The organism is Pararhizobium sp. A13 (assembly GCF_040126305.1).
Taxonomy (GTDB): Bacteria; Pseudomonadota; Alphaproteobacteria; order Rhizobiales; family Rhizobiaceae; genus Pararhizobium.
This window is the reverse complement of sequence record NZ_CP149510.1, coordinates 3,732,737-3,758,705: the sequence shown is the minus strand read 5'-3', so window position 1 is coordinate 3,758,705 and position 25,969 is coordinate 3,732,737. Positions and strand designations below refer to the sequence as shown.

21 protein-coding genes and 1 other RNA gene are annotated in these 25,969 nt (G+C 61.6%); 21 read left to right on the top strand and 1 reads right to left on the bottom strand.

The genetic code is table 11. The annotated features are described in order from the left end of the window. Window positions 1-107 precede the first annotated feature (107 nt). The 15 genes from WI754_RS18450 (at window position 108) to murB (ending at window position 16,808) form a co-directional block, all read left to right on the top strand. On the top strand, window positions 108-635 hold the full coding sequence (locus WI754_RS18450) for a lytic transglycosylase domain-containing protein (RefSeq protein ID WP_349434900.1): 528 nt from the start codon (window positions 108-110) through the stop codon (window positions 633-635). Window positions 636-750: 115 nt separating this feature from the next. Then, a complete protein-coding gene (locus tag WI754_RS18445) occupies window positions 751-1,941 on the top strand; it encodes an FAD-binding oxidoreductase (RefSeq protein WP_349434899.1) in 1,191 nt (396 codons plus the stop codon). A 71-nt stretch (window positions 1,942-2,012) separates the two neighbouring features. Beyond that, window positions 2,013-2,409: RNase P RNA component class A (rnpB, locus tag WI754_RS18440), an RNA gene on the top strand. 421 nt (window positions 2,410-2,830) lie between these two features. Beyond that, window positions 2,831-3,271, top strand: coding sequence for a division/cell wall cluster transcriptional repressor MraZ (gene mraZ, locus WI754_RS18435; RefSeq protein WP_349434898.1), 441 nt, complete (start codon window positions 2,831-2,833; stop codon window positions 3,269-3,271). Between the two features lie 14 nt (window positions 3,272-3,285). Then, window positions 3,286-4,311, top strand: coding sequence for a 16S rRNA (cytosine(1402)-N(4))-methyltransferase RsmH (gene rsmH / locus WI754_RS18430; RefSeq protein ID WP_349434897.1), 1,026 nt, complete (start codon window positions 3,286-3,288; stop codon window positions 4,309-4,311). A gap of 3 nt (window positions 4,312-4,314) precedes the next feature. Further along, window positions 4,315-4,713 carry a hypothetical protein gene (locus tag WI754_RS18425; protein ID WP_349434896.1) on the top strand — a complete coding sequence of 133 codons (399 nt, stop codon included), beginning with the start codon at window positions 4,315-4,317 and terminating at the stop codon, window positions 4,711-4,713. Then, window positions 4,713-6,458 (top strand): penicillin-binding protein 2, encoded by a 1,746-nt coding sequence (locus WI754_RS18420; protein WP_349434895.1) that lies wholly within the window; start codon window positions 4,713-4,715, stop codon window positions 6,456-6,458. Before WI754_RS18425 ends, WI754_RS18420 begins: the two co-directional genes overlap by 1 nt. A gap of 63 nt (window positions 6,459-6,521) precedes the next feature. Beyond that, window positions 6,522-7,982, top strand: coding sequence for a UDP-N-acetylmuramoyl-L-alanyl-D-glutamate--2,6-diaminopimelate ligase (locus tag WI754_RS18415; protein WP_349434894.1), 1,461 nt, complete (start codon window positions 6,522-6,524; stop codon window positions 7,980-7,982). Between the two features lies 1 nt (window position 7,983). Then, window positions 7,984-9,417 carry a UDP-N-acetylmuramoylalanyl-D-glutamyl-2,6-diaminopimelate--D-alanyl-D-alanine ligase gene (locus WI754_RS18410; protein ID WP_349434893.1) on the top strand — a complete coding sequence of 478 codons (1,434 nt, stop codon included), beginning with the start codon at window positions 7,984-7,986 and terminating at the stop codon, window positions 9,415-9,417. A gap of 123 nt (window positions 9,418-9,540) precedes the next feature. After that, window positions 9,541-10,641, top strand: coding sequence for a phospho-N-acetylmuramoyl-pentapeptide-transferase (gene mraY / locus WI754_RS18405; protein ID WP_349434892.1), 1,101 nt, complete (start codon window positions 9,541-9,543; stop codon window positions 10,639-10,641). Between the two features lie 6 nt (window positions 10,642-10,647). Next, window positions 10,648-12,039 (top strand): UDP-N-acetylmuramoyl-L-alanine--D-glutamate ligase, encoded by a 1,392-nt coding sequence (gene murD / locus WI754_RS18400; RefSeq protein WP_349434891.1) that lies wholly within the window; start codon window positions 10,648-10,650, stop codon window positions 12,037-12,039. A gap of 83 nt (window positions 12,040-12,122) precedes the next feature. Next, window positions 12,123-13,277: a putative lipid II flippase FtsW gene (gene ftsW / locus WI754_RS18395; protein ID WP_349434890.1), complete on the top strand. Its 1,155-nt coding sequence runs from the start codon at window positions 12,123-12,125 to the stop codon at window positions 13,275-13,277. Between the two features lie 23 nt (window positions 13,278-13,300). Further along, window positions 13,301-14,425 (top strand): undecaprenyldiphospho-muramoylpentapeptide beta-N-acetylglucosaminyltransferase, encoded by a 1,125-nt coding sequence (gene murG / locus WI754_RS18390; protein WP_349434889.1) that lies wholly within the window; start codon window positions 13,301-13,303, stop codon window positions 14,423-14,425. Continuing rightward, entirely contained in the window at window positions 14,422-15,837 is a 1,416-nt protein-coding gene (gene murC, locus WI754_RS18385) for a UDP-N-acetylmuramate--L-alanine ligase (protein WP_349434888.1), read from the top strand. The genes murG and murC overlap by 4 nt, the downstream gene beginning before the upstream one ends. Beyond that, window positions 15,834-16,808 (top strand): UDP-N-acetylmuramate dehydrogenase, encoded by a 975-nt coding sequence (gene murB, locus WI754_RS18380; protein WP_349434887.1) that lies wholly within the window; start codon window positions 15,834-15,836, stop codon window positions 16,806-16,808. The genes murC and murB overlap by 4 nt, the downstream gene beginning before the upstream one ends. A gap of 80 nt (window positions 16,809-16,888) precedes the next feature. On the opposite strand, the gene WI754_RS18375 is transcribed toward murB, so the two are convergent. Further along, a complete protein-coding gene (locus tag WI754_RS18375; protein WP_349434886.1) occupies window positions 16,889-18,193 on the bottom strand; it encodes an MFS transporter in 1,305 nt (434 codons plus the stop codon). A 376-nt stretch (window positions 18,194-18,569) separates the two neighbouring features. Here WI754_RS18375 and aqpZ point away from each other — a divergent pair, with 376 nt between their 5' ends. From aqpZ to lpxC, 6 genes are all read left to right on the top strand, one after another. Then, window positions 18,570-19,256 (top strand): aquaporin Z, encoded by a 687-nt coding sequence (aqpZ, locus tag WI754_RS18370; protein ID WP_349434885.1) that lies wholly within the window; start codon window positions 18,570-18,572, stop codon window positions 19,254-19,256. A 319-nt stretch (window positions 19,257-19,575) separates the two neighbouring features. Further along, window positions 19,576-20,502: a D-alanine--D-alanine ligase gene (locus tag WI754_RS18365; RefSeq protein WP_349434884.1), complete on the top strand. Its 927-nt coding sequence runs from the start codon at window positions 19,576-19,578 to the stop codon at window positions 20,500-20,502. Then, entirely contained in the window at window positions 20,490-21,422 is a 933-nt protein-coding gene (locus tag WI754_RS18360) for a cell division protein FtsQ/DivIB (protein ID WP_349434883.1), read from the top strand. Before WI754_RS18365 ends, WI754_RS18360 begins: the two co-directional genes overlap by 13 nt. After that, entirely contained in the window at window positions 21,419-22,750 is a 1,332-nt protein-coding gene (gene ftsA, locus WI754_RS18355) for a cell division protein FtsA (RefSeq protein WP_037122497.1), read from the top strand. Before WI754_RS18360 ends, ftsA begins: the two co-directional genes overlap by 4 nt. A gap of 92 nt (window positions 22,751-22,842) precedes the next feature. Next, window positions 22,843-24,630, top strand: coding sequence for a cell division protein FtsZ (ftsZ, locus tag WI754_RS18350; protein ID WP_349434882.1), 1,788 nt, complete (start codon window positions 22,843-22,845; stop codon window positions 24,628-24,630). A 342-nt stretch (window positions 24,631-24,972) separates the two neighbouring features. Then, window positions 24,973-25,905, top strand: coding sequence for a UDP-3-O-acyl-N-acetylglucosamine deacetylase (gene lpxC, locus WI754_RS18345; RefSeq protein ID WP_349437863.1), 933 nt, complete (start codon window positions 24,973-24,975; stop codon window positions 25,903-25,905). Window positions 25,906-25,969: the final 64 nt, after the last annotated feature.

Here is a 25,969-nt window from a genome sequence, read left to right as displayed (position 1 = left end):
TCGAGGTGCAACGCCTCCTCCTGCTGATCACGAAGATCGGAATGCAAGACGGCAGGGCGGGGTGCGCCCACATGCTGCTGTGCCCGAAAGTGGAGATTTCAAGCTAAATGAGACTATCGCATCTTGCTGCGACTGCGGCATGCTTCTGCATGCTCTTTTCCGGGGTTGAAACGTCGTATGCCGCGGGTATCGACAAGACCATCACTTCCTCCATCAAGCCAGTTACGAGAACCACGGGCTATCCGGCGTCGGGCGCCTCTGTCGAGACTTCAGCCTATAGCGGCCTGATCCAGACCTATGCGAAGCAGTATGGCGTTCCGGTCGATCTCGCCCATGCGGTCGTCAAGGTGGAAAGCAACTTCAATCCCAAGGCACGCGGCAGCGCCGGCGAAATCGGCCTGATGCAGATCAAACCGGCGACGGCGCGGATGATGGGTTATACCGGGGGCAAGGGCGGGCTGTTCGATCCCGAGACCAACATCAAGTTCGGTATGAAATATCTTGCCATGGCGCATGAACTGTCCGGCGGTTTCACCTGCGGCACGATCCTTCGCTACAATGCCGGCCACGGCGCCACGAAGATGAATCCGGTGTCGCGCCGCTATTGCGGCAAGGTCCAGAGCATCATCAACTAATTTAACCCGTCCGGGTGCCGGATAAGGTTTTGCGTACCGGCATTTTTCAAGTTCGCAAATGCCAGCCGGCGAATGCCATGTTATCTCCGCCAGATCGGTTTCAAGGATGGCAAGCATGGCGGGAGCATTTGATTTCATCATTGTGGGCAAGGGCATGATGGGCGCAGCCGCCGCCCGCCATCTGGCCCGCAGCGATGCTAAAATTGCGCTCATCGGGCCGGACGAGCCGGAAGACTGGTCGAGCCACGGCGGAGTTTTCAGCAGCCACTACGACAATGGCCGCATTACCCGCACGATCGATGCCGATCCAGTGTGGGCGCTGCTGGCCCGGCGTTCCATCGAGCGTTATGGCGAGATCGCGAACGAGAGCGGCGTCGATTTCTACAGCGAAGCCGGTTGCCTGATCGCGGCACCTCTTCCGGGTGGTGTGGACAGCTATCTCGAGAACGTCATCTCTGCCCGTGACCGCCTCGGCGTCGATGCGCTATTCGTCGGGGAACACGACCTCGCCGATCAATTTCCCTGGTTCCGTTTTCCGCCTGGTTACGGCGGCGTGTTCGAACCCCGGAACGCAGGCCATATCAACCCGCGGGAGCTGGTCAGGGCTCAGGTAGTTCTTGCTGAAAAAGCTGGAGTCACGATCATTCGCTCGGAAGTGGTCTCTGTCGAGGAGACCGGGAAAGCAGTCGCGGTGCGCACCGTGGAGGGTGCCTCGTTTATCGGCAGTCGCGTGCTCATTGCCGCCGGCGGCTTTTCGATCTCCAGGCAATTATTGGCCCGACCGCTTGATCTCGTCGTCAAGGCACGGACGGTCCTGTTTGCCGAAGTAGCCGAAGACGATCTACCCCGATTTGCCGGCATGCCCTCGCTGATCGGCGTGGCGCCGCAGCAGGACGAGAGCTACTACCTGCTGCCGCCGATCCGCTACCCGGACGGCAAGTTCTATATCAAGATCGGTGGTGATCCGAGCGACATCAATCTTGCGGACGAGAGCGACGTGCGCGCCTGGTTCCGTGGCGACGCCAATCGTGCGGCGGCCGACCATATGGCAGGCTTGCTGTCGCGTGCCATGCCGTCTTTCGCGCCGGCTACGCTCAAGTGGAGCCCTTGCGTCACCACCTTCACCCGCCACGGCTACCCCCATATAGGCTTTACCGGATCGGATCGCATCGCGGTGCTAACCGGCGGCAATGGCGCGGCGGCAAAGAGTTCTGATGAGATCGGGCGGCTCGGAGCGATATTGATCGAGAACGGCCAACTGGATGCGCCGGAATACGAGACGGATTTTGCGGTCTGCTACCGGTAGAACCACGGCGGCGATGCCTTATTTATATTTATCTATGGCAATTGGCGGATGCGTCGGCTATGCACCGCCTGCCAGTTGGCCGGGCAGCCGCTCTCCGCTAGGGCCGAAAGGCTGCGGGGGGAGGAAAGTCCGGGCTCCACGGAAAAACGGTGCCGGATAACGTCCGGCGGGGGCGACCCCAGGGAAAGTGCCACAGAGAGGAAACCGCCTGCTTTGGCAGGTAAGGGTGAAAGGGTGGGGTAAGAGCCCACCGCGCCCATGGCAACATGGGTGGCAAGGCAAACCCCACCGGGAGCAAGACCGAATAGGGATGACGTGGACCGCGCAAGCGGTCCGGCCTTTTCCGGGCCAGTCATCCGGGTGGGTTGCAGGAGGCAGCGCGTAAGCGTTGTCCCAGATGAATGGCTGCCACGTTCCGGCTTTCGAGCCGGAGCCATACAGAACCCGGCTTATAGGCCAACTGGCAAATTCTCCTCGTCTTTGATCCCGGCAGCGCGATTTCAAAATCGTGTATCCGCTTGAATGATTATTATTTTTAAATATTTCTAATATTTAAAGTAATAATTTTACCGGAGGAGGATTCGACAGTGAATCCAAAGTCTTGAGGGGCCAGTCGTAACCATTTGTTAAACTTAACGGACTATCAATATTTGCTTACGACGCGTGCTGAAATAGAGCAGATCCCATTGACGCCCATATGGTCCCATGTTATCCCATTCATGCACAATACGCGGGCTGATTCAGGCCGATTCACTGCAAGTTTCGCGACCTCCCTTCGGAGGGTTTTCGAACGGGCATGTCGCCCGCTGGTGGAGTGTTGTGTCTTGTTTTGAGGGTGTGCGCGGGTTGTTGGGGCTTGCGCGTTTACCGGAAACGGCAGTATCGCGTCATGAACCGCTTCCTATCGCATGCGACGAACCGGATCGATGCAAAGGGGCGGGTTTCCGTTCCCTCGATGTTTCGCTCCGTTCTGTCGGCGCTCGATATTCGGGAGCTTTATTGCTTTCAGGATTTCGTCTTTCCGGCTATCAGCGCCGGCGGTGCGGAATTGCTGGACCGTTTCGAAAGGCAAATCGGCGGCGAGGATCCGTTTTCGCCGCAGGCCAATCAGATGTCGCTCCTGATTCATGGGGGCGGGGTCTTCATGAAGCTCGACCAGGAAGGCCGATTGATGGTTACGGATTTCATCCGCGACTTCACCGGAATAACCACGGAAGTCACCTTCGTGGGGCGAGCGGATCATTTTCAGTTGTGGGCGCCGCAGGTGTTTCTGGAACGCCAAGCGGCGGCGCGGGAAGAACGCAGGTTGCGAGGTCAGCGTTCGGACTAGAGTGGAGAAGCGGAATGATGGCGGATCAAGGCGAAGGTTTACCCGATGCCGATGGCGGACCGGTCCGTCATATTCCGGTTCTTCTCCCAGAGGTTCTTGCGAGCCTCGATCTCGCCCCCGGTAAGATCATCCTTGATGGCACCTTTGGTGCCGGCGGCTATACCTCGGCCATTCTGGCGTCCGGTGTCGATGTGATTGCGCTTGATCGCGATCCGGCGGCCATTCAAGCCGGGCAGTCGCTGGTCGCCGCCAGCAAAGGCCATCTCACCCTGGTGCATTCGCGTTTCTCCAACCTTGCGCACTATGCCCCTGAGGGCGGACTTGACGGCGTCGTGCTGGATATCGGCGTTTCCTCGATGCAGATCGACGAGGCCGAGCGTGGCTTCTCCTTTCAGAGGCGCGGCCCGCTCGACATGCGCATGTCGTCGGATGGCGTTTCCGCCGCCGACGTCGTCAATCGGGCAAAAGTGTCCGATCTTACCCGCATCTTTGGATTCCTTGGCGAGGAGCCGCAGTCTGGCCGCATCGCCCGCGCCATCGAAAAGCGTCGTCTCGAAGAGCCTTTCGTGACGACACGCGACCTTGCGGGGCTGATCGAGATCGTCACGCCGCGCAAGGCCAAGGACAAGATTCATCCCGCCACGCGTGTCTTCCAGGCGCTTCGCATCTTCGTCAACGACGAGCTGGGCGAACTTGCCCGGGCGCTGTTTGCCGCCGAGCGCGTGCTGAAGCCCGGCGGGCGATTGAGCGTTGTCACCTTCCATTCGCTGGAAGATCGGATCGTCAAGAAATTCTTCCAGGATCGCGCCGGCAAGGCCTCCGGTTCGCGTCACCTGCCGCTGGTGCATGAGCGTGCGGCAACTTTCGCACCAGTTGGCAAATCTATGGTGGCGGCCAGTGAAGAAGAAGCGTCTCGCAATCCGCGCGCCCGGTCCGCCAAGATGCGGGTCGGCGCCCGCACTGATGCCCCGCCTCAGGCAGATGATCTGTCCATCTTCGATTTGCCGAACCTTGCGAGCCTTGGAAAGATTGGGGGCTGAGACATGTTGCGCACCTTTGACATTGTCCTGATCGTCGTCATGACGGCCGCAGCGACGGTCACCTACACGATCAAGCACCGGGCGGAAAACAAGCTGGAAGAAGTGCGCAAGCTGGAGGCCGAGATAAAGCTCGAGGAAGATACGATCGACCTTCTGCGCGCCGACTGGGCACTGCTCACCCAGCCCAATCGCCTCGAAAAGCTCGTCACCGTCTACCAGCAGGATCTGCAGCTCGCGCCCACCGTCTCGACCCAGCTCGCGCGCCCGGAAGAGTTGCCGATGCTCAAGGCCGATCTGCCGCCGCCGGAGGATGTCCTCGAAGTGATGGGCATGGCCAAGGGCAAGTCGAAAAAGCCGCTAGCGAAGACGGATAATATTGCAACAGGTTCGGTGGCACGCTGATGTCTTTTCTGTCCCGCATCATGGTCGTCAAGAGCAAGGCCCATTTCTCCGCCGGCGGCAACAATCATCCCGGCGATATCGGAATGCCGTTCGAAGGAACCCGCAAGAAGAGCAGCAGCCAGGCGCGTAGCCGTGTTGCGATCGTCATCATCAGCTTCACCGCGGTCTATTGCGTGATCGGCGGCCGCCTCGTGCAATACGGGCTGGCCAAGCCCGACACGGTTTCCAGCATCGGTCGCGCCGACAATCTGATGGCCTCGCGCCCCGATATTCTGGACCGTAACGGCGAAATCCTCGCAACCGACATTCGCACGGTCTCGCTCTATGCCGAGCCGCACAAGATCGTCGATGCAGACGAGGCAGTCGAACAATTGTCGACTGTCCTGCCCAATCTCAATGTCGCGGATATCTACAACAAGCTGAAATCCAAATCGCGGTTCCAGTGGCTGCGTCGACAGCTGACGCCGAAGCAGCAGAGTGAAATCCTGGCGCTCGGGATTCCCGGCATCGGCTTCCGGCCGGAGAAGCGCCGCTTCTATCCGGGCGGCGCCACCGCGTCTCATGTCGTCGGTCACGTCAACGTAGACAATCGCGGCATCGCCGGTATGGAACGCTGGATCGACAACCAAGGACTGGCCGATCTTGCCGCCATCGGCATGACGAGCGATGCGAAACTCGAGCCGGTCAAGCTCTCAATCGACCTGCGTGTACAGAACATCCTGCGCGATGTCGTCGTCGATGCCATGGGAAAGTTCAAGTCGCTAGCCGCAGGCGGCGTGGTGATGGACGTGAAGACCGGCGAAATTCTCGCGATGGTGTCCTATCCCGACTATGATCCGAACAAGCCCGCCGATGGCGCCAAGGAAGGCTGGATGAACCGCATGTCGAACGGCACGTTCGAGATGGGGTCGACCTTCAAGTCGTTTACGACCGCGATGGCGCTCGATTCCGGCAAGGTGACATTGAAGGACAGCTTCGATGCGCGCTTCCCGATTCGTATTGGCGGTTTCACCATCAAGGATTTCCACGGCAAGCATCGTGTTCTGACCGTGCCGGAGATCTTCCAGTATTCATCCAATATCGGGACGGCCAAGATGGCCGATATCGTTGGCATCGCCGGTCACAAGGAGTTCCTGACCCGGATGGGCCTGCTTTCAAAGATGCAGACGGAACTGCCTGAAGTGAAGATGCCGAGCCAGCCGCGCGAATGGAAGAAGATCAACTCGATCACCATCTCCTTTGGTCACGGCGTCTCCACGACGCCTTTGCAGACGGCAGTGGCCGGTGCCGCCCTGTTGAACGGCGGACACCTCATCGAACCGACCTTCCTGCCGCGCACGGCGGAGGAGGCTGAGGCTGCCTCGACGACTGTCATCAAAAAGTCGACCAGCGACGATATGCGCTTCCTGTTCCGCTGGAATGCCATCAACGGCTCTGGCAAGAATGCGCGCGTGCCGGGCTACAATGTCGGCGGCAAGACCGGGACCGCAGATAAGGTCGTGAACGGCCGTTATTCGAGCGCCGCCAATTTCAACGCTTTTCTGGCCGGCTTCCCGATCGACAATCCGCGCTACGTGGTCCTGACCTTCATCGACGAACCAAAAACCGACAAGGGCAATGGCGCAGCACTTGCAGGCAATACGGCAGCTCCGATGGTGCACGACATCATCAGCCGCTCTGCGCCACTTCTTGGCGTGGAGCCGAAGTTCGGCGAAGACGGTTCTGCCTTGCTTGTGTCTTATTGACCATGGAATGACAATCTGGAGGATTCGCCGCCCGGCGGGTCGGTATAACTGAAAAGTGCATCCATGAAGATCAAAGACCTGATCGGGAAGGATTTCCCGGAAATTGCCGCGCAGTTGAACGCCGCCGCCGGCGATATCGACATTGCCGCCATCACTGCGGATAGCCGGCAGGTCGTTCCCGGCGCGCTGTTCGTGGCGCTTTCGGGAAGCAAGGCGGACGGCAAGGCCTTCATCGATGACGCAATTGCGCGCGGCGCCGCCGCCGTGGTCGCAGGCGCTAAACTCTCGAACGATGCGTCAACACCGGTTTTTGCCGCGTCGGCGCCCCGCCGCGTGCTTGCGCTCGCAGCCGCGAATTTCTACGGACGTCAGCCGCAGACGATGGTGGCCGTCACCGGTACGGCCGGAAAGACGTCGGTCGCCTCGTTCACCCGCCAGATCTGGGCACATTCCGGCCGTGCGGCAGCGATGATCGGGACGACGGGCGTCATCGCGCCCGGTCGCAACGATTATGGCTCGCTGACGACACCGGATCCGGTTTCGCTGCACAAGCTGCTCGCGGAACTGGCCAATGCCGGCGTCACCCACGCGGCCATGGAGGCCTCCAGCCACGGGCTCGACCAGAGCCGGCTAGACGGCGTCCGCCTTGCCGCCGCCGGTTTTACGAATCTCGGTCGTGATCACATGGATTACCACCCGACCGTCGAGGACTATATGGCTGCCAAGATGCGGCTGTTCGAGCGTCTGTTGCCGAAGGGATCGCCGGCGGTGATCTTCGCCGACGACGCCTGGTCGGCACAGGCGATCGCTGCAGCCAGAGCTACCGGTCAGGAGGTGCTGACCGTCGGACGCAGGGGCGATTATCTGAGCCTCAAGCGCGTCGAGCATTTCCGTCACAAGCAGATCGCCGAGGTTCATGTCGGCGATGAGATTTTCGACGTGCACGTACCGCTGGCCGGCGACTTCCAGATTTCCAATGCACTCGTCGCGGCTGGCCTTGCCATGGCCACCGGCGTCAGCGCCAAAGCGGCGATGGCGGCGCTCGAAAAGCTTCAAGGCGCTTCGGGCCGTCTCGAACTGGTCGGCCATACCAAGGACGGTGCGCTCGCCTACGTCGATTATGCCCACAAGCCGGATGCGCTGGAAAACGTTCTGACATCCGTGCGTCCGTTCACGACCGGCCGCATCATCGTGGTCTTCGGCTGCGGCGGTGATCGCGACAAGGGCAAGCGTCCGATCATGGGCGAGATCGCGACGCGACTTGCCGACGTGGTGATCGTCACCGACGACAATCCGCGCTCGGAAGTCCCCGAAATCATTCGCAGCGAGATCATGGCGGCTGCCAAGGGCGCGACCGAAATCGGCGACCGGGCGGAAGCGATCAAGGCTGCCGTCACTATGTTGAAATCCGGCGATACGCTGATCGTCGCCGGCAAGGGGCACGAGGAGGGGCAGACGATCGGCTCCGTTACCCTGCCTTTCTCCGACCATGCCGAGTTGAGAAAAGCATTGGGAGGTCAATGATTTGAGCTTTCTCTGGACAGTAAGCGACCTGCTGGCAGCCATGCACGGCCGCCCGATGGGAAACCTGCCTGAAGGCATTACTGGGATCTCGATCGACAGCCGCTCAATCGCCAAAGGTGAAGCGTTCTTCGCGATCAAGGGCGACCGGGTCGACGGCCACGACTATGCCGGTATCGCGATTGCCAACGGGGCTGCACTCCTGGTCATCAGCGAGGCGAAACTGCCGGCGCTCGGGCGGCTGATCGCGCCGATGATCGTCGTGGATGATGTGCTGGAGGCCATGGTGCGGCTCGGCTGTGCCGCCCGTGACCGCAGCGCCGCGAAGATCATCGCGGTCACCGGTTCCGTCGGCAAGACCACCACCAAGGAGATGCTGCGCCACCTGTTGTCGCCATCCGGCCGGGTGCATGCGTCGGTTGCCTCGTTCAACAATCATTGGGGGGTGCCGCTGACGCTGTCACGCATGCCGGAAAACACCGATTTCGGCATCTTCGAGATCGGCATGAACCACGCTGATGAGATCCGGCCGCTGGTCAGGATGGTTCGCCCACATGTGGCGATCATCACCACGATCGCCGCCGCCCATCTCGGTAATTTCAAAGATCTCGGCGAGATTGCCGCTGCCAAGGCGGAGATCATGGAAGGGCTCGTCGACGACGGCCATGTGATCCTCAACCGTGACAACGAGCGATTCGAGACGCTGGAAAAAGCAGCAACGGTGCTGGGCGTTGCCCATGTGCACAGCTTCGGCAGCAGCGCCAAGGCCGATTTCCGTATGGTGGAATTCGCAGGCGGCTCGGAAGGGGCGGTGCTCTGGGCGGCGATCGGCGGCAGAACGCTGGAAATCCAGATGGGCGCGCCGGGCCGTCACATCGCCGAAAACGCGCTGGCCGCGCTCGGTGCGGCAAGTGTCGTCGGGGCGGACGTGGATGCCGCGGTTGCGGCCCTTGCCACCCTGGTGCCGGAGAAGGGGCGGGGCGCAAGGTACCGTCTGCCTATCGGCTCGGGTTCCTTCGTTCTGATCGATGAAAGCTACAACGCCAATCCGGCCTCGATGCGGGCGGCGATCGCTCTCCTCCAGGATACCGAACTGCCCGAGGGCGGCCGGCGTGTCGCCATTCTCGGCGACATGCTGGAGATGGGCGAATTCGCTGGCAAGGTCCATGCCGGGCTTGCTGCGCCGCTGGTCGAAGCCGGTATCCGCGATGTCTGGCTCGCCGGGCCGGAGATGGCGCAGCTGCGCGATGCGCTACCTGAGGATATCCGCGTCGAATATCGCGAAACGGTCGAGGACCTCAAGGAATTTGCCCTCGGATCGATCGCGGCTGGCGATGTGGTGATGATCAAGTCGTCCAAGGGGACTGGTTGCGGCAGGATCGTTGCGGCTTTGCTTGAGAAATATCCGCCTTCATCCAAGGCGGGACAGGCCGAATAAGGCTGGGACAAGGCTTTCATGGCCGAAGTTCCATGCTGACACTTTTGATACCACGCAGTTATTCTTCCATTCGGTGATTCTGATGGACGGAATCTGCAACGAACCTTTGGGGAAAGGTCCCTTATGCTCATCTGGCTTGTCGAACTGGCGGACCATTTTCAATTCTTCAATCTCTTCCGGTACATTACCTTCCGTACCGGCGCCGCCCTGTTCACATCGGCAATCATCGTCTTCCTGTTCGGCCCGCGCATGATCTCGTCGCTGCGTGTCCGGCAGGGCCGTGGCCAGCCGATCCGCGCGGACGGGCCTCAGACCCATTTCAAGAAGGCCGGCACGCCGACCATGGGCGGGCTGATGATCCTTGCCGGTATTGTCGGCAGCTCGCTGCTCTGGGCCGATCTTTCCAGCGTCTACGTGGTCTCGACCCTGCTGGTGACGCTCGGTTTCGGCGCTATCGGTTTTTACGACGATTATCTCAAGGTGACGAAGCAGTCGGACAAGGGCTTTTCCGGCAAGGCGCGTCTCGGCCTCGAATTCCTCATTGCCGCCATCGCCGTCTTCTTCATGATGCGCACGGCGCTTTCGGCAGGAACGGCCGGCTCGACCTTCGGCTCGTCGCTGACATTCCCGTTCCTGAAGGATTTCACCCTCAATCTCGGCTATTTCTTCATTCTGTTCGGCGGCTTCGTCATCGTCGGTGCCGGTAACGCGGTCAACCTGACCGACGGCCTTGATGGACTTGCCATCGTGCCGGTCATGATCGCAGCCGCCTCCTTCGGGGTTATCGCCTACCTTGCCGGCAACGCGGTGTTCGCGAACTACCTGCAGATCCATTTCGTGCCCGGCACCGGTGAACTCGCCGTCATTCTCGGTGCCGTCATCGGCGCAGGTCTCGGTTTCCTCTGGTTCAACGCGCCGCCGGCCGCCATCTTCATGGGTGATACCGGTTCGCTCGCTTTGGGAGGCCTGATCGGCACTGTCGCCGTCGCCACCAAGCACGAGATCGTCATGATCATCATCGGCGGCCTGTTCGTCATGGAAACCCTGTCGGTGATCATCCAGGTGTTCTGGTTCAAGCGCACCGGCAAGCGCGTCTTCCTGATGGCGCCGATCCACCATCATTTCGAAAAGAAGGGCTGGACGGAAAGCCAGGTCGTCATCCGCTTCTGGATCATCTCAGTCATCCTCGCCATGGTCGGCCTCGCGACCCTGAAGCTGCGGTAGGAGCCGATGATCCCCGTCACGACATTTCAGGGCAAGCAGGTCGCGCTCTTCGGTCTCGGCGGCTCCGGTCTGGCGACGGCGCAGGCGCTGGTAGCCGGTGGCGCTAAGGTTACGGCCTGGGACGACAGTCCCGAGAGCGTTGCCAAGGCGGTTTCCGAGGGCATCGGTACCGGTGATCTGCGACAGGCGGACTGGAGCGCCTTTTCCGCCTTCGTTTTGTCGCCGGGCGTTCCGCTCACGCATCCGAAGCCGCACTGGACCGTCGATCTTGCCCATGCAGCCGGTGTCGAGATCATTGGAGATGTCGAGCTTTTCGTGCGCGAACGGCGGGCCCATGCGCCGGATTGCGCCTTCATCGCCATCACCGGCACCAACGGAAAATCCACGACGACGGCGCTGATCGCCCATATCCTCAAGACCGGCGGCCGTGACACCCAGCTCGGCGGCAACATCGGCACGGCGGTCTTGACGCTTGATCCTCCCAAGAACGGCCGCTTCTATGTCGTCGAATGCTCGTCCTACCAGATCGACCTTGCGCCGACGATCAATCCGTCCGCCGGCATCCTGCTCAACCTGACGCCGGATCATCTCGATCGGCACGGTACGATGCAGCACTACGCCGACATCAAGGAACGTCTGGTCGCCGGAAGCCGGGTTGCCGTTGTCGGCGTCGATGACAGTTTTTCGAGCCTGATCGCCGATCGTGTCGAGCGCTCCGGCACCAAGGTCGTGCGGATTTCGCGGCGTCATGTGCTGGCGGATGGTCTCTATGCCGAGGGTAGCCGGATTGTGCGGGCCCTTTCCGGAGCAATCAGCCTGTTTGCTGATCTTGATGGTATCCAGACCCTGCGCGGTGGCCATAATGCCCAGAATGCGGCAGCGGCAATTGCCGCCTGCCTTGCCGTCGGCGTCTCGCAGGCAGACATCGTCAAAGGCCTCTCGTCTTTCCCGGGGCTGAAGCACCGCATGCAGCCGGTCGGTCGCAAGGGGCAGGTGGTTTTCGTCAACGACAGCAAGGCGACCAATGCGGATGCGGCAGCGCCCGCCTTGTCGAGCTATGAGCGGATCTACTGGATCGCCGGCGGCCTGCCGAAAGAGGGCGGCATCACGACGCTGTCGCCGTTCTTCCCGAAGATCGCCAAGGCCTATCTGATCGGCGAGGCGGCGCCCGCTTTCGCGGCAACGCTGGGCGAGGCCGTGCCGTTCGAGATTTCCGGGACATTGGAGCAGGCGGTTGCCCATGCCGCTGCCGACGCGGCGAAGGACGAAGGGGGGCCATCCGCCGTCATGCTCTCCCCGGCTTGCGCAAGCTTCGACCAGTATAAGAACTTCGAAGTCAGGGGCGATGCCTTCGTCGGCCATGTGGCTGCGATCGACGGCGTGACGATGCTGATATGAGGCCGCAACTCGCGGTTTATGAGGGCCGATAGCCCTGCTGACGACAGATTGGCGCCGGACGCGCCGTTGAAGGGGACGAAGAGATGGTAAGCCGTGCCGAGCGTGGCCCCGTGGCCGACTGGTTCTGGACGATCGACAGGTTCTTCCTGGCGACCTTCATTCTGTTGATGGGGATCGGCTTCATGCTGTCCTTCGCCGCAAGCCCGGCGGTGGCTGAGCGGCTCAATCTTGACAGCTTCCACTTCGTCAAGAGGCACGCCGCGTTCCTCCTGCCGTCGCTTGCTGTTATGATCGGCATCTCCTTCCTCTCGCCGCGGCAGGTGCGCCGAACGGCGATGATCCTGCTTCTCGCCTCGCTCGCCTTCATGGTGCTGGCATTGTTCTTCGGCGCCGAGGTCAAGGGCTCCCGCCGCTGGATTTCGCTTGCCGGCCTGTCGGTTCAACCTTCCGAGTTCATGAAGCCGGCCTTCGTCGTCGTTTGCGCCTGGTTGTTTTCCGAACATGCGCGCCAGCCGGAAATTCCAGGCAACCTGTTCGCCATCCTGCTTTACGGCATCGTCGTGGCGCTGCTGGTAGCGCAGCCCGACCTTGGTCAGACGATCCTGACGACGGCCGTCTGGGGCGGCATGTTCTTCATGGCCGGCATGCCCTGGCTGTGGATCGTCGTGCTCGGCGGTTCGGCGGTCGGGGGGCTCGTGGTCGCCTATACCATTCTGCCGCACGTGGCCGGCCGTATCGACCGGTTCCTGACCGGGGAGGGCGACACCTTCCAGGTCGATACCGCGCGCGAGGCGATCATTCGCGGCGACTGGCTGGGGCAGGGACCGGGCGAAGGCATCGTCAAGCGGATCATCCCGGATAGCCACACCGACTTCATCTTCTCGGTCGCGGCCGAAGAGTTCGGCATTATCTTCTGCATGGTCATCGTGCTGATCTTCGCTTTCCTCGTCATGCGCGGTCTCTCCCACGCCTTCCGCGAGCGCAACGACTTCACCCGCTTCGCCGTTGCCGGCCTCGTGCTGCAGATCGGCATCCAGTCGATGATCAATATCGGCGTCAACCTCGAGCTTCTGCCGGCCAAGGGCATGACCCTGCCGTTGATCTCCTATGGCGGTTCCTCCATGGTGGCGATCTGCGTGACGGCGGGTTTCATCCTGGCGCTGACCCGCCATCGTCCGGAAAAGCGCGCTGTCGAGCGCAGCCTGTTTCGCTCAGGCATGGGCGTTCCAGCGGAATAGGGTCGGCGGAATAAGGACTGATCATGACCAAAGGCATCATTATGCTCGCCGCCGGCGGAACCGGCGGCCATCTGTTTCCGGCGGAAGCCTTGGCGCACGAGTTGAAGGCACTCGGCTATTCCGTCCACCTGGTGACGGACAGCCGGGCCGAGCGCTATGCGGGAAAATTTCCAGCGGATGAAATCCATGTGGTGCCGTCGGCAACCATTGGCTCGAAGAACCCTTTGAAAGTTGCAGGCTCGCTGTGGACGCTCTGGTCCGGCATGCGTATCGCCCGCCGATTGATGGCAAAGGTCCGGCCGAAGGTCGTCGTCGGTTTCGGTGGCTATCCGACGATTCCGCCATTGCTGGCCGCAACCGGCATGGGCATTCCCTCGATGATCCACGAGCAGAATGCTGTGATGGGAAGGGCGAACAAGGCTCTCGCCAAACGTGTCAGGGCAATTGCCGGCGGTTTTCTGCCGGAAACGAATGGCCCCTATGCCGCAAAGACCGTGACGACGGGAAATCCTGTTCGGCCGGCGGTGTTGGATGCCGCCAAAGTGCCGTATCAGCCGTCTGGTGAAGGTGAAGATTTCCGCCTCGTCGTCTTCGGTGGCAGCCAGGGCGCGCAGTATTTTTCGAAGAGTGTGCCGACGGCAATCAGCCTGCTCGACGACAGCTTGCGGGCGCGCCTGCGCGTCACCCAGCAGGCCCGCGTCGAAGACATGCCGATGGTCGAAGGCTGCATTGCCAGGCTCGAGATGAATGCGGACATCGCACCGTTCTTTACCGACATGGCGGAGCGCATCGCCAAGGCTCATCTGGTCATCTGCCGCTCAGGCGCCTCCACGGTCTCGGAGATAGCGGTGATCGGCCGCCCGGCGATCCTGGTGCCTTACCCCTACGCGCTCGATCATGATCAGGCCGCCAATGCGGCCGCACTTGCCGCGACCGGAGGGGCCAAGGTGATCGCCCAGGCCGAACTTTCGGCTGAGAAGCTGAGCAAGATACTGACCGGCGCCATGAACAATCCGGCCAAGCTCACCGGCATGGCCGAAAGTGCCAAACAGGCGGGCAAACCGGACGCAGCGCGCTTGCTTGCCGCCATGGTTGAAGCTATTGCCAGCGGCTCGACGATTGCACAGTTCAAGGAAACACGCTCATGAAGATGCCGCAGACGATCGGCCTGGTTCATTTCATCGGCATCGGCGGTATCGGCATGAGCGGTATTGCCGAAGTGCTGCACAATCTCGGCCACCGGGTGCAGGGCTCCGACCAGTCCGACAGCGCCAATGTCCAGCGCCTGCGAGACAAGGGCATCGAGGTTTTCGTCGGCCATAAGGCGGAAAACATCGGTGACGCCGAAGTCGTCGTCGTCTCGACCGCCATCAAGAAGAGCAACCCGGAACTGATCGCCGCGCGTGAAAAACTGCTGCCGGTGGTGCGTCGCGCCGAAATGCTCGCCGAACTGATGCGCTTCCGCAATGCGATTGCGATCGGTGGCACCCACGGCAAGACCACCACCACGTCGATGGTCGCCTCGCTCCTCGAAGCCGGCGGGCTCGACCCGACCGTCATCAATGGCGGCATCATCAATGCCTACGGCACCAATGCCCGTATGGGCGAGGGCGAGTGGATGGTCGTCGAGGCCGACGAATCGGACGGCACCTTCCTGAAACTGCCCGCCGACGTCGCCGTCGTCACCAATATCGACCCAGAGCATCTCGATCACTATGGCAATTTCGATGCCGTGCGTGCGGCCTTCCGCCAGTTCGTCGAAAACGTGCCCTTCTACGGCTTCGGGGTCATGTGCCTCGATCATCCCGAGGTGCAGACCATGGTGTCGAAGATCGAGGACCGCAAGGTTATCACCTACGGCGAAAACCCGCAGGCGGATGTGCGCTTTTCCAATATCCGCATGGACGGCGCGACCTCGGTCTTCGACGTCGAAATCCGCCGCCGCCGAACCGGCCAGATTATCAAATTGCCGGATCTGCGCCTGCCGATGCCGGGTCGTCACAACGTCTCGAACGCGACGGCTGCGATCGCGGTTGCCCAGCGTCTCGGCATCAAACCGGACGCCATCGCCAAGGGGCTGGCGGCGTTCAGCGGCGTCAAACGGCGCTTCACCTTCACCGGTGAGTGGAACGGTGTGCGCGTCTATGACGACTACGGCCACCACCCCGTCGAGATCAAGGCCGTGCTGAGAGCTGCGCGCGAAGCCTGCCAGGGCCGCGTCATCGCCGTGCACCAGCCGCACCGTTTCTCGCGGCTGCACAGCCTGTTCGAGGATTTTTCCGCCTGCTTCAATGATGCCGATACCGTCCTGCTGGCGCCGGTCTATTCAGCCGGCGAGGATCCGATCGAAGGCGTCAACTCGCCGGAACTCGTCTCTCGCATCAAGGCAGGTGGTCACCGCGACGCCCGCTTCATCGAAGGCCCGGAAGTGATCGCGCCCGTTGTCTCCGCCATTGCGCAACCGGGTGACTTTGTGGTTCTCTTGGGGGCTGGCAGCATCACTTACTGGGCTGCCGCCCTTCCGAAGGAACTCGCAGGCATTTCAGGAAATTCCGCATGAAACAGGTTGATGGTACCAAGCTGCTAGCCTCTCTTGGGGCGGGCGTGAATGAATTGCGCGGGCGTTTGACGCCGGACGCGCCGATGGACCGCGTCACCTGGTTTCGTGCCGGCGGCCTTGCCGAACTGATGTTCCAGCCGCATGACGCCGACGACCTCGTCGCCTTTTTGAAGCTGCTGCCAGCCGACGTGCCTGTCATGGTCGCAGGCGTCGGTTCGAACCTGCTCGTGCGCGACGGCGGCATTCCGGGTGTCGTCATCCGGCTCTCGGCCAAGGGGTTCGGCGACGTCGAGCTGGTTTCCGAGACCCGCGTCAAAGCGGGGGCGATCTGCCCGGACAAGAACCTTGCAGCAATGACGCTCGATCACGGCATCGGCGGGTTCCATTTCTACTACGGCATCCCCGGCTCGATCGGCGGCGCACTGCGTATGAACGCCGGCGCCAATGGCGGCGAGACGCGCGAGCGCGTGGTCGAGGTTCACGCGGTCGATCGCAAGGGTAACAAGCACGTGCTCACCAATGCCGACATGGGCTACACGTACCGGCATTCCGCTGCGCCAAATGACCTGATCTTCACGCATGCCGTCTTCGAGGGCTATCCGGAAGACAAGGCGAAGATCCGTGCCGATATGGATGCGGTGCGGCAGCACCGCGAGACGGTGCAGCCGATCCGCGAGAAGACCGGCGGTTCGACCTTCAAGAACCCCGACGGTCATTCCGCCTGGAAGCTGATCGACGAGGCGGGCTGCCGCGGCCTGATGATCGGCAGCGCCCAGATGTCGCCGATGCATTGCAACTTCATGATCAACACCGGCCAGGCGAGCGGCTACGAGCTTGAATATCTCGGCGAAACCGTACGCCAGCGGGTTTATGAAACCTCGGGCATCACGCTCGAATGGGAGATCAAGCGCATCGGCAATTTCATGCCCGGCTACGAGGTCAAGGAATTCCTTGGCCAGCTGACTGCCTGATCCCTCAAATTTACAGACAAGCAAAAGCCGCGGCGGAGCGATCCGTCGCGGCTTTTTCGTCTGTGTTGAACGTCGAGGCCTCAGACCTCATCCTTACCCGAAAGCAGGATGCAGACGAGCGTGATCAGCGCTGCCACGCCGAGGTAGTAACCGACATAGGTCATGCCGTAGTTCGCCTGCAGCCAGGTCGCGATATAGGGCGCAAGCGAGGCGCCGAAGATGCCGGCGAAGTTGAAGGTGACTGACGAGCCGGTGTAGCGCACATTCGTCGGGAAAGGAGCGGCGAGCGCCGTGCCAATCAGCCCGTAGGTCATGCCCATCAGCGCCATCGCCAGCGTGACAAAAACGAAGATCGAGCCTTCACCGCTGGTCATCAGACCGGGCAGGAAGAAAGAAAAGATGCCGATCAGTATGGTGGTTGCGATCAGGATCTCGCGGCGGCCGAAGCGTTCGGCGAGCTTGCCGGCGATCGGGATGAAGATGCCGAACAGAACCGAGCCGAGGATCTGGACTTCCAGCGCGTCGATGAACGGGATCTTCAGGACCTTGACGTTGTAGGACAAGAGATAGGCCGAACCGATGTAGAACAGGACGAAGGTCGCCAGCGCCACGAAGGTGCCGAGCACGAGACTGCGCTTGTGGTTGCGGAAGAGTTCGGCAACCGGCACTTCGACGCGCTCCTGGCTGTCGATCGCCTTCTGGAAGGCCGGCGTTTCGGTGATCGAGAGACGCACCCAGAGACCGACGGCGGTCAGGATGATCGAGGCGATGAACGGCACGCGCCAGCCCCAGCTGAGCAGCGCGTCCTGCGAGATCACGTGCAGAAGCAGCCAAAACACGCCGGACGACAGGAACAGGCCGACGGGCGCGCCGAGCTGCGGGAACATGCCGTACCAGCTGCGTTTGCCTTCCGGCGCATTTTCCGTGGCGAGCAGCACGGCGCCGCCCCATTCGCCTCCCAGGCCGAAACCCTGGCCGAAGCGGCACAACGCAAGCAGGAGCGGCGCGATGACGCCGATCTGCTCGTAGGCGGGAAGCAGGCCGATGATGACGGTCGAGATACCCATGGTCAAAAGCGCCGCAACAAGCGTCGTCTTGCGTCCGACCCGGTCGCCGAAATGGCCAAAGACGACCGCGCCGAGCGGGCGGGCGAAGAAGGCGATCGAGAAGGTTGCGAAAGAGGCGAGCAGAGCCGTGGTCGGATCGCTGTTCGGGAAAAACAGCGTCGGGAACACCAGCACGGCGGCGGTGGCATAAACGTAGAAGTCGAAGAATTCGATCGTCGTGCCGACCAGGCTTGCCAGGAGAACGCGCGCGGGCGAGTTGAGCGCGCCTTTGTTCAACGGCTGTGCAGTCGGCGACAACGTGGATGTCGTGTCGCTCATTATCATGTGCCCGTATTGGGAATGTTATTGCCGTCTTGGGAGGCAGCTGCGCGGCTCTTAACGCAGACGATCCCTCAATAAAACCCTTCAGGCGCAACAAATGGCAAGATTTCGGGGCTGTTCGGCGCAAATCTGTGGCGATCCATTGCGTCAGTCGCCTCCGACATCACCCGGATGATTAAAAACGCACTGCGTGCATTTCTCTCCATGCACAATCCTTGACCGGAATCGATTTGTCGCAAATCTTGGGTTGTGCGCCCCGCGAACGTGCGTGGCAAAAGGCCGGAATGCGCATGCGGTTTCATTCAGGGGGGAGGGAAACGCGGTAGTGCGCATCAGGCCTTTTTGGAGCATTGCTCCGTTTAAAGGGGGAATCATGTTCAAGAAGCTTTCTGCGGAATTTTTGGGGACATTCTGGCTCGTTTTCGGCGGCTGCGGCAGCGCGGTGCTGGCCGCAGCCTTTCCGGACGTCGGCATCGGCCTGCTCGGCGTCTCTTTCGCCTTCGGCTTGACCGTGCTGACCATGGCCTATGCGGTGGGCGGCATTTCCGGCGGGCATTTTAACCCGGCGGTGTCGGTTGGCCTGACGGTCGCCGGAAAATTTCCGGCCTCTTCGCTCATCGGTTACATCATTGCCCAGGTGGCCGGTGCGATCGTTGCGGCGTGCGCCCTTTACCTGGTCGCCAGTGGCAAGGCCGACTTCCAGCTGGGTGGCTTCGCGGCGAATGGCTATGGCGAGCACTCGCCAGGCGGCTATTCGCTGACCTCGGCGCTGGTCATCGAGGTGCTGCTCACGGCCTTCTTCCTCTTCATCATCCTTGGTGCCACGAGCGGCGGCGTGCCGGCGGGCTTTGCGCCGATCGCCATCGGTCTGGCGCTGACGTTGATCCACCTGATCTCGATCCCCGTCACCAACACGTCCGTCAACCCGGCTCGTTCGACAGGGCAGGCGCTCTTCGTCGGCGGCTGGGCGCTGCAGCAGCTGTGGCTGTTCTGGCTTGCTCCGATCATCGGAGCGGTAATCGGCGGCATCGTCTGGAAGGCTGTCGGCGAAGGCGACTGACAGCTCCGTAATACCGCCGTCAATCCGGTATAGAGAGGCCTCGCGCAACCGCTGCGGGCCCCTTGCATGTTATCGGCCGCCGTCTCCGAAAATCAGTTGCATCGGATTTAACTCTCTGATTCCAAGCGATGAATCGAACAGGCCGTTGATTCGATAACAAATATTTCATCCATCCCTTGGATCGGGTTAACCAAAGTAAACGGTTCATTAACCATAATGCCGTTCTAGTGGGTCTGTGCCTGAGGGATACGACTCGTGAGCGTGAACAAGCTAGGCGCAAGCGGGAATTTGTAGGACTGGCGTAATGTCGGGGATTTTTATGAGTGGTAAGCACGTCGCTGTCCTGATGGGCGGGTTTTCTTCGGAGCGGCCGGTGAGCCTGTCCTCTGGGGCTGCGTGCGCCGATGCTCTGGAAGCCGAGGGCTATCGCGTTGCCCGCATCGACGTTGATCGCAACATCGCCTCTGTGCTTGCGGATCTGCGTCCGGACGTCGCCTTCAATGCGCTGCACGGCCCCTTCGGAGAAGACGGCACGATCCAGGGCATCCTGGAATATCTCGAAATTCCCTATACCCATTCCGGCGTTCTGGCGTCTGCGCTCGCCATGGATAAGGCGCAGGCAAAGCACGTCGCAAGTGCCGCCGGCATTCCGGTTGCCGAGGCGCTGATCATGGATCGCCACGATTTCGGCTCGAAACATCCGATGAAGCCGCCTTATGTCGTCAAGCCGGTCCGCGAGGGCTCGAGCTTCGGCGTTGTCATTGTCAAGGAAGACCAGTCTCACCCGCCGCAGGTGATCACCTCCGGCGAGTGGCGCTACGGCGACCGGGTGATGGTTGAGCGTTATGTTTATGGGCGCGAGCTGACCTGCGGCGTCATGGGTGACAAGGCGCTCGGCGTGACCGAGATCATTCCGCAGGGGCATGCCTTCTACGATTACGATTCAAAGTATGTAAAAGGCGGCTCAAAACACGTCATTCCGGCGGATATTTTACCGAATATTTACCAAAAAATACAAACACTCGCAGTCAAGGCGCATCAGGCGATTGGATGCCGCGGCGTAAGCCGCTCCGACTTCCGCTTTGACGACCGTTTCTCTGAAGACGGAGAGCTCATCTGGTTGGAGGTTAACACTCAGCCCGGAATGACTCCAACCTCTCTGGTGCCTGAAATGGCGGCGCATGCCGGCCATACATTCGGTGAATTCCTCAGGTGGATGGTGGAGGACGCGTCGTGTTTGCGTTGAGAAGCAGGAAGGCAGCAAGGGTGCGGGCTCCGCTGGAGGCGGCTGATCTCGACGGTCAGCGCGTTCTGCCGCGCCCGCTGCGCCGGGTCGTGCGCTTCCTCGTCAGCCTTGGAACCGGCCGCATCCATTTCGCCCCGCATACCGGCACTGTCTCGGCGCTGGCCTTCCTGGCGGCGACTGGTTTCTACGGCATGTCGCTCGGTGGCCACAGCCAGAATTTCGCGCAGACGACGACGACCGCCGTTGGTTTCGCGATCGAGGACGTCAAGGTCTCCGGCAACGAGCAGACCTCGGAAATCGATATCCTGCAGCAGCTCGGCCTCGACGGCGCGACGTCGCTGGTGGCGCTCGACATCAATATCGCCCGCAAGCTGATCAGCGAAATGCCCTGGGTCGAGGATGTTGCCGTCCGCAAGGTCTATCCCGGTACGATCGAAGTCAGCCTCAAGGAACGCAAGGCCTTCGGCATCTGGCAGCACGGCTCCGATCTTTCCCTGATCGAGGCGAGCGGCAGCGTGATTGCGCCACTGCGCGACAACAAGTTCGCGGACCTGCCGCTGTTCGTCGGTCGCGACGCAGAGACGGCTGCCGCCGAGTTCTATCAGCGCTTTTCGCAGTGGCCGGAAATCTCAAAGCGCGTCAAAGCCTATGTTCGTGTTGCCGGCCGCCGCTGGGACCTGATGCTCGACAACGGCATCACCATCAAGCTGCCCGAGCACGATATCGACCGCGCCATGCAGGTGCTGTCGACGATGGAGGAGGGGCAGCAGTTGCTGGAGCGCGATATCGCCGCAGTCGACCTGCGGCTTGAGGATCGCACCACGATACGGTTGACCCCCGAAGCCGCCGCCCGCCGGCAGGTGGTTCTGGAAGCGCGCACGAAGATGTTGAAGAAGCAGGAACAGGAGAACCGTATATGAGTCTTTTCGGTTCTTCGAATTTTGGTCTGCCCCGTCTGAAGCCGCTTAACTCCAAGCGGTCGCATGTCGTTTCGGTGCTGGATATCGGCTCCACCAAGGTGGTCTGCATGATCGGTCGGCTGACGCCGCGCGCGGAGAGCCAGATCCTGCCGGGCCGCACCCATTCGATCGAAATCATCGGCATCGGCCACCATAAGTCGCGCGGCATGAAGAACGGCGTGATCGCCGATCTCGATGCCGCCGAAAGCGTTGTTCGTCTCGCGGTCGATGCCGCAGAGCGCATGGCGGGCCTGACGATCGACAGCCTGATCGTCAACATCTCCGCCGGCCGCCTGCAGAGCGATATCTACACCGCTTCCATCGATCTCGGTGGACAGGAAGTCGACGCCGCCGACCTCAAAAAGGTTCTCGCCGCTGCCGGCCAGCAGTCGCTGCGTCAGGACCGCGTCATCCTGCATTCGCTGCCGACCGGCTTCTCGCTCGACGGTGAGCGCGGCATCCGCGATCCGCTGGCGATGTTCGGCGATTCGCTCGGTGTCGACATGCACGTGCTGACGGCCGAACGCGCTGCGCTGAAGAACCTCGAACTCTGCATCAACCGCGCGCACCTGTCGGTCGAAGGCATTGTTGCAACACCCTACGCAAGCGGTCTGGCAGCGCTGGTGGACGATGAAGTCGAGCTCGGCTGCGCCGCCATCGACATGGGCGGCGGCACGACGACGATCTCCGTCTTTGCCGAAGGCAAGCTGGTGCACGCCGACGCCGTTTCGCTTGGCGGTCACCACGTCACGACCGATCTGGCGCGTGGCCTTTCGACCCGCATCGAGGATGCCGAGCGCCTGAAGGTGGTTCATGGTTCGGCTCTGCCCAACAGCGCCGACGAACGCGACATCGTCTCGGTCGCGCCGATCGGCGAGGACGATCGCGACCAGCCGACGCATGTGCCACGGGCGCTTGTCTCGCGCATCGTGCGCGCCCGCATCGAAGAGACGCTCGAACTTATCCGCGACCGTATCCAGCGTTCGGGCTTCAGCCCGATCGTCGGCAAGCGCGTCGTGCTGACGGGCGGCGCCAGCCAGTTGACCGGCCTGCCGGAAGCGGCGCGCCGCATCCTGGCCCGCAACGTCCGCATCGGCCGTCCGCTTGGCGTCTCCGGGCTTCCGGCAGCAGCCAAGGGCCCGGCCTTTTCGACGGCCGTCGGCCTCATGATCTATCCGCAGGTCGCGGACATGGAAACGCACGCGACACAGGGCGGTCTGCTCTCGTCGCTTGCAGGAAACAACAGCCGTATCGCCCGGATGGGCCAATGGCTGAAGGAAAGCTTTTGAGCCCTTCGGCTTCGGCTGACGGGATGCAATACGGAATTTAGTGATTTGGCCGGCTCGGCAAGGCGGCCAGAAACCAGGAAGGAACGGGTACAATGACGATCAACTTGCAAAAGCCGGATATCACCGAGCTGAAGCCTCGCATCACCGTCTTCGGTGTCGGCGGTGGCGGCGGCAACGCTGTCAACAACATGATCACCGCAGGCCTCGAAGGCGTCGATTTCGTCGTCGCCAACACCGATGCCCAGGCGCTGACCATGACCAAGGCCGAACGCATCATCCAGATGGGTGTTGCCGTTACCGAAGGTCTCGGCGCCGGCTCGCAGCCCGAAGTCGGCCGCGCTGCCGCTGAAGAATGCATCGATGAAATCATCGATCACCTGAACGGCACGCATATGTGCTTCGTCACCGCCGGCATGGGCGGCGGCACCGGTACCGGCGCTGCGCCCGTCGTCGCGCAGGCGGCCCGCAACAAGGGCATCCTGACCGTCGGCGTCGTCACCAAGCCGTTCCATTTCGAAGGCCAGCGCCGCATGCGTCTCGCCGATCAGGGCATCGCCGAGCTGCAGAAGTCGGTCGACACCCTCATTGTCATCCCGAACCAGAACCTGTTCCGGATCGCCAACGACAAGACCACGTTTGCCGACGCATTCGCGATGGCCGACCAGGTTCTTTATTCGGGCGTTGCCTGCATCACCGACCTGATGGTCAAGGAAGGCCTGATCAACCTCGACTTCGCCGACGTCCGTTCGGTGATGCGCGAGATGGGCCGCGCCATGATGGGCACCGGCGAAGCGTCCGGCGAAGGCCGCGCCATGGCCGCAGCCGAAGCTGCGATCGCCAACCCGCTGCTCGACGAAACCTCGATGAAGGGTGCTCAGGGCCTGTTGATCTCGATCACCGGCGGCCGCGATCTGACGCTGTTCGAAGTCGATGAAGCTGCGACCCGCATCCGCGAGGAAGTGGATCCGGATGCCAACATCATCCTCGGCGCAACATTCGACGAAGAACTCGAAGGCCTCATCCGCGTTTCGGTTGTAGCAACGGGTATCGACCGCACGGCCGCGGAGGTGGCTGGTCGCTCCGCTGACTTTCGTCCGGTAGCAAGGCCGATCGTTCGTCCGTCGGCCGCGATCCCGGCAGCTCCCGTCCAGCAGGCGCCTGTTGCCGTTCAGCCGCAGCCGGCACCGGTTTCTGTCCAGCCGGCTCCGGTCGTCCAGCAGGCAGTCGCTCAGGCAGCTCCGCAGACCTCCGACGACATCGCCCGCGCGATCCGCGAAGCCGAACTCGAACGCGAACTGTTCCTGTCGATGCCGCGCGGCGGCGCAGCCGCTCCGGTTCAGCAGGCGCAGGAAGAGTTCCGCCCGCAGAGCAAGCTCTTTGCTGGCGCTGCTGCGATCGAGCAGCCGGTCGTCCAGGCTGCCGCTCCGGTGCAGCGGACCGTTGAAACGGTTGCCTACCAGCCGCAGCCCGCCGTTCAGGTCCAGGTTCGCCACGAGCCGATCGCTCCGGTGATCCGCCAGCAGGCCGAGCCGGTCCGCATGCCGAAGGTGGAAGACTTTCCGCCGATGGTGAAGGCTGAAGCCGAGCACCGCGCCCAGCCTGTGCCGCAGGAAGAACGCGGCCCGATGGGTCTGCTGAAGCGAATCACCAGTTCGCTCGGCCGCCGCGACGAGGAAGACCACAATGTCACCGCGGACATGACCGCCGGTGCGCCGAGCGCCGCCTCGCAGCAGCGCCGTCCGCTGTCTCCCGAAGCAAGCGTCTACGCACCGCGCCGGGCTGCCCCCCTTGACGACCGTGCCCGCGCTGCCTCGCAGCCGCGCGTGCATGAAGACGATCAGCTCGAAATCCCGGCGTTCCTGCGCCGTCAGTCGAACTGATTTTTACCCACCTTCCACCTTGCCGAAATGCCCGGGTTTGCGCCCGGGCATTTTTTATGGATTATCGATTAATATCAGTGGTTAATGTTGTTCCTTACCCAGCGTAACAAAGCGAAACGAACAGTGATTTGGAATGACGGCCCCATGCAATTATCTTCACACTCGGGACTGATGGGGCTGAACCGCGATTCGATGCATCGCTGGCTTGCAGATTGGACCGGTTGGCGGCGTGCGGCGCTGCTGTCGGACTGTGTGTCTTGCGGCGTTTGAAAGCGTGTAGCTCGGGCCCCTTGAGAAATTCGGCGGCAACGCCAGAAGCATTTGAAGGCGAGAAGCATGGGACTGGGAATTGGACTGCTTGGGTTTCAGACAACGATTGCAAACTCTGTAACTCTTAGCGGCACGGGCGTTCACTCAGGCGCCGAGGTAGCAATCACGTTCCATCCGGCGGAACCCGATAGCGGCATCGTTTTTCAGCGGGTTGACGGCGAACGGACGATCAGTGAATTCAGGGCCGTCTCCTCGCAGGTCGGCAACACCGATCTCTGCACCGTTCTCGGCTTTTCCTCGTCCACCTCGATCGCGACGATCGAGCATGTGATGGCGGCGATCTACGCACTCGGCCTCGACAATCTTCTCGTCGAGGTGCATGGCGCCGAAATGCCGATCATGGACGGCAGCTCGGCTCCCTTCATTGAAGCGATCGAACAGACGGGCATTAAGGCCCTTGCCGTCAAGCGCCGCTATATCCGCATCCTCAAGCCGGTTCGCATCGAATCCGGCTCGTCCTGGTCGGAATTCACGCCCTATGATGGCATGCGTTTCGAAGTGGAGATCGATTTCGATTGCCCGCTGATCGGCCGTCAGGCCTGGAAGGGCGACATCACGCCGTCTGTCTTCAAGACCGAGCTGTCGCGTGCCCGCACTTTCGGTTTCATGCGCGATGTCGAGCGCATGTGGGCCGCCGGCCGCGGCCTCGGCTCGTCGCTTGAGAATTCGGTCGTCATCGCTGACGACAACTCGGTGATCAACATCGAAGGCCTGCGCTATACGGACGAATTCGTTCGCCACAAGACGCTGGACGCGGTGGGCGACCTGGCTCTGGCCGGCGCGCCGTTCATCGGCTGCTATCGTTCCTATCGCGGTGGCCACAAGATGAACGCGAATGCGCTGAAGGCGCTGATGAGCGATCCGACGGCCTACGAAATCGTCGAGGCTGCAACGCGTCGCCAGCGCGTGACCGCTCGCGAGGTCATCGCCGTCAACGCTCCATAAGTCAGATTCGGGTCTTCCGGAGCCGGAAAACCAGTGCTGATCTTTGCCAAAGCCGGTCTTTTGA

Bases quoted from the DNA above. Each gene is read 5' to 3' on its own strand.
- WI754_RS18450 (WP_349434900.1), top strand. From the start codon at position 108: ATGAGACTATCGCATCTTGCTGCGACTGCGGCATGCTTCTGCATGCTC.
- WI754_RS18445 (WP_349434899.1), top strand. From the start codon at position 751: ATGGCGGGAGCATTTGATTTCATCATTGTGGGCAAGGGCATGATGGGC.
- mraZ (WP_349434898.1), top strand. From the start codon at position 2,831: ATGAACCGCTTCCTATCGCATGCGACGAACCGGATCGATGCAAAGGGG.
- rsmH (WP_349434897.1), top strand. From the start codon at position 3,286: ATGATGGCGGATCAAGGCGAAGGTTTACCCGATGCCGATGGCGGACCG.
- WI754_RS18425 (WP_349434896.1), top strand. From the start codon at position 4,315: ATGTTGCGCACCTTTGACATTGTCCTGATCGTCGTCATGACGGCCGCA.
- WI754_RS18420 (WP_349434895.1), top strand. From the start codon at position 4,713: ATGTCTTTTCTGTCCCGCATCATGGTCGTCAAGAGCAAGGCCCATTTC.
- WI754_RS18415 (WP_349434894.1), top strand. From the start codon at position 6,522: ATGAAGATCAAAGACCTGATCGGGAAGGATTTCCCGGAAATTGCCGCG.
- mraY (WP_349434892.1), top strand. From the start codon at position 9,541: ATGCTCATCTGGCTTGTCGAACTGGCGGACCATTTTCAATTCTTCAAT.
- murD (WP_349434891.1), top strand. From the start codon at position 10,648: ATGATCCCCGTCACGACATTTCAGGGCAAGCAGGTCGCGCTCTTCGGT.
- ftsW (WP_349434890.1), top strand. From the start codon at position 12,123: ATGGTAAGCCGTGCCGAGCGTGGCCCCGTGGCCGACTGGTTCTGGACG.
- murG (WP_349434889.1), top strand. From the start codon at position 13,301: ATGACCAAAGGCATCATTATGCTCGCCGCCGGCGGAACCGGCGGCCAT.
- murC (WP_349434888.1), top strand. From the start codon at position 14,422: ATGAAGATGCCGCAGACGATCGGCCTGGTTCATTTCATCGGCATCGGC.
- murB (WP_349434887.1), top strand. From the start codon at position 15,834: ATGAAACAGGTTGATGGTACCAAGCTGCTAGCCTCTCTTGGGGCGGGC.
- WI754_RS18375 (WP_349434886.1), bottom strand. From the start codon at position 18,193: ATGAGCGACACGACATCCACGTTGTCGCCGACTGCACAGCCGTTGAAC.
- aqpZ (WP_349434885.1), top strand. From the start codon at position 18,570: ATGTTCAAGAAGCTTTCTGCGGAATTTTTGGGGACATTCTGGCTCGTT.
- WI754_RS18365 (WP_349434884.1), top strand. From the start codon at position 19,576: ATGAGTGGTAAGCACGTCGCTGTCCTGATGGGCGGGTTTTCTTCGGAG.
- ftsA (WP_037122497.1), top strand. From the start codon at position 21,419: ATGAGTCTTTTCGGTTCTTCGAATTTTGGTCTGCCCCGTCTGAAGCCG.
- ftsZ (WP_349434882.1), top strand. From the start codon at position 22,843: ATGACGATCAACTTGCAAAAGCCGGATATCACCGAGCTGAAGCCTCGC.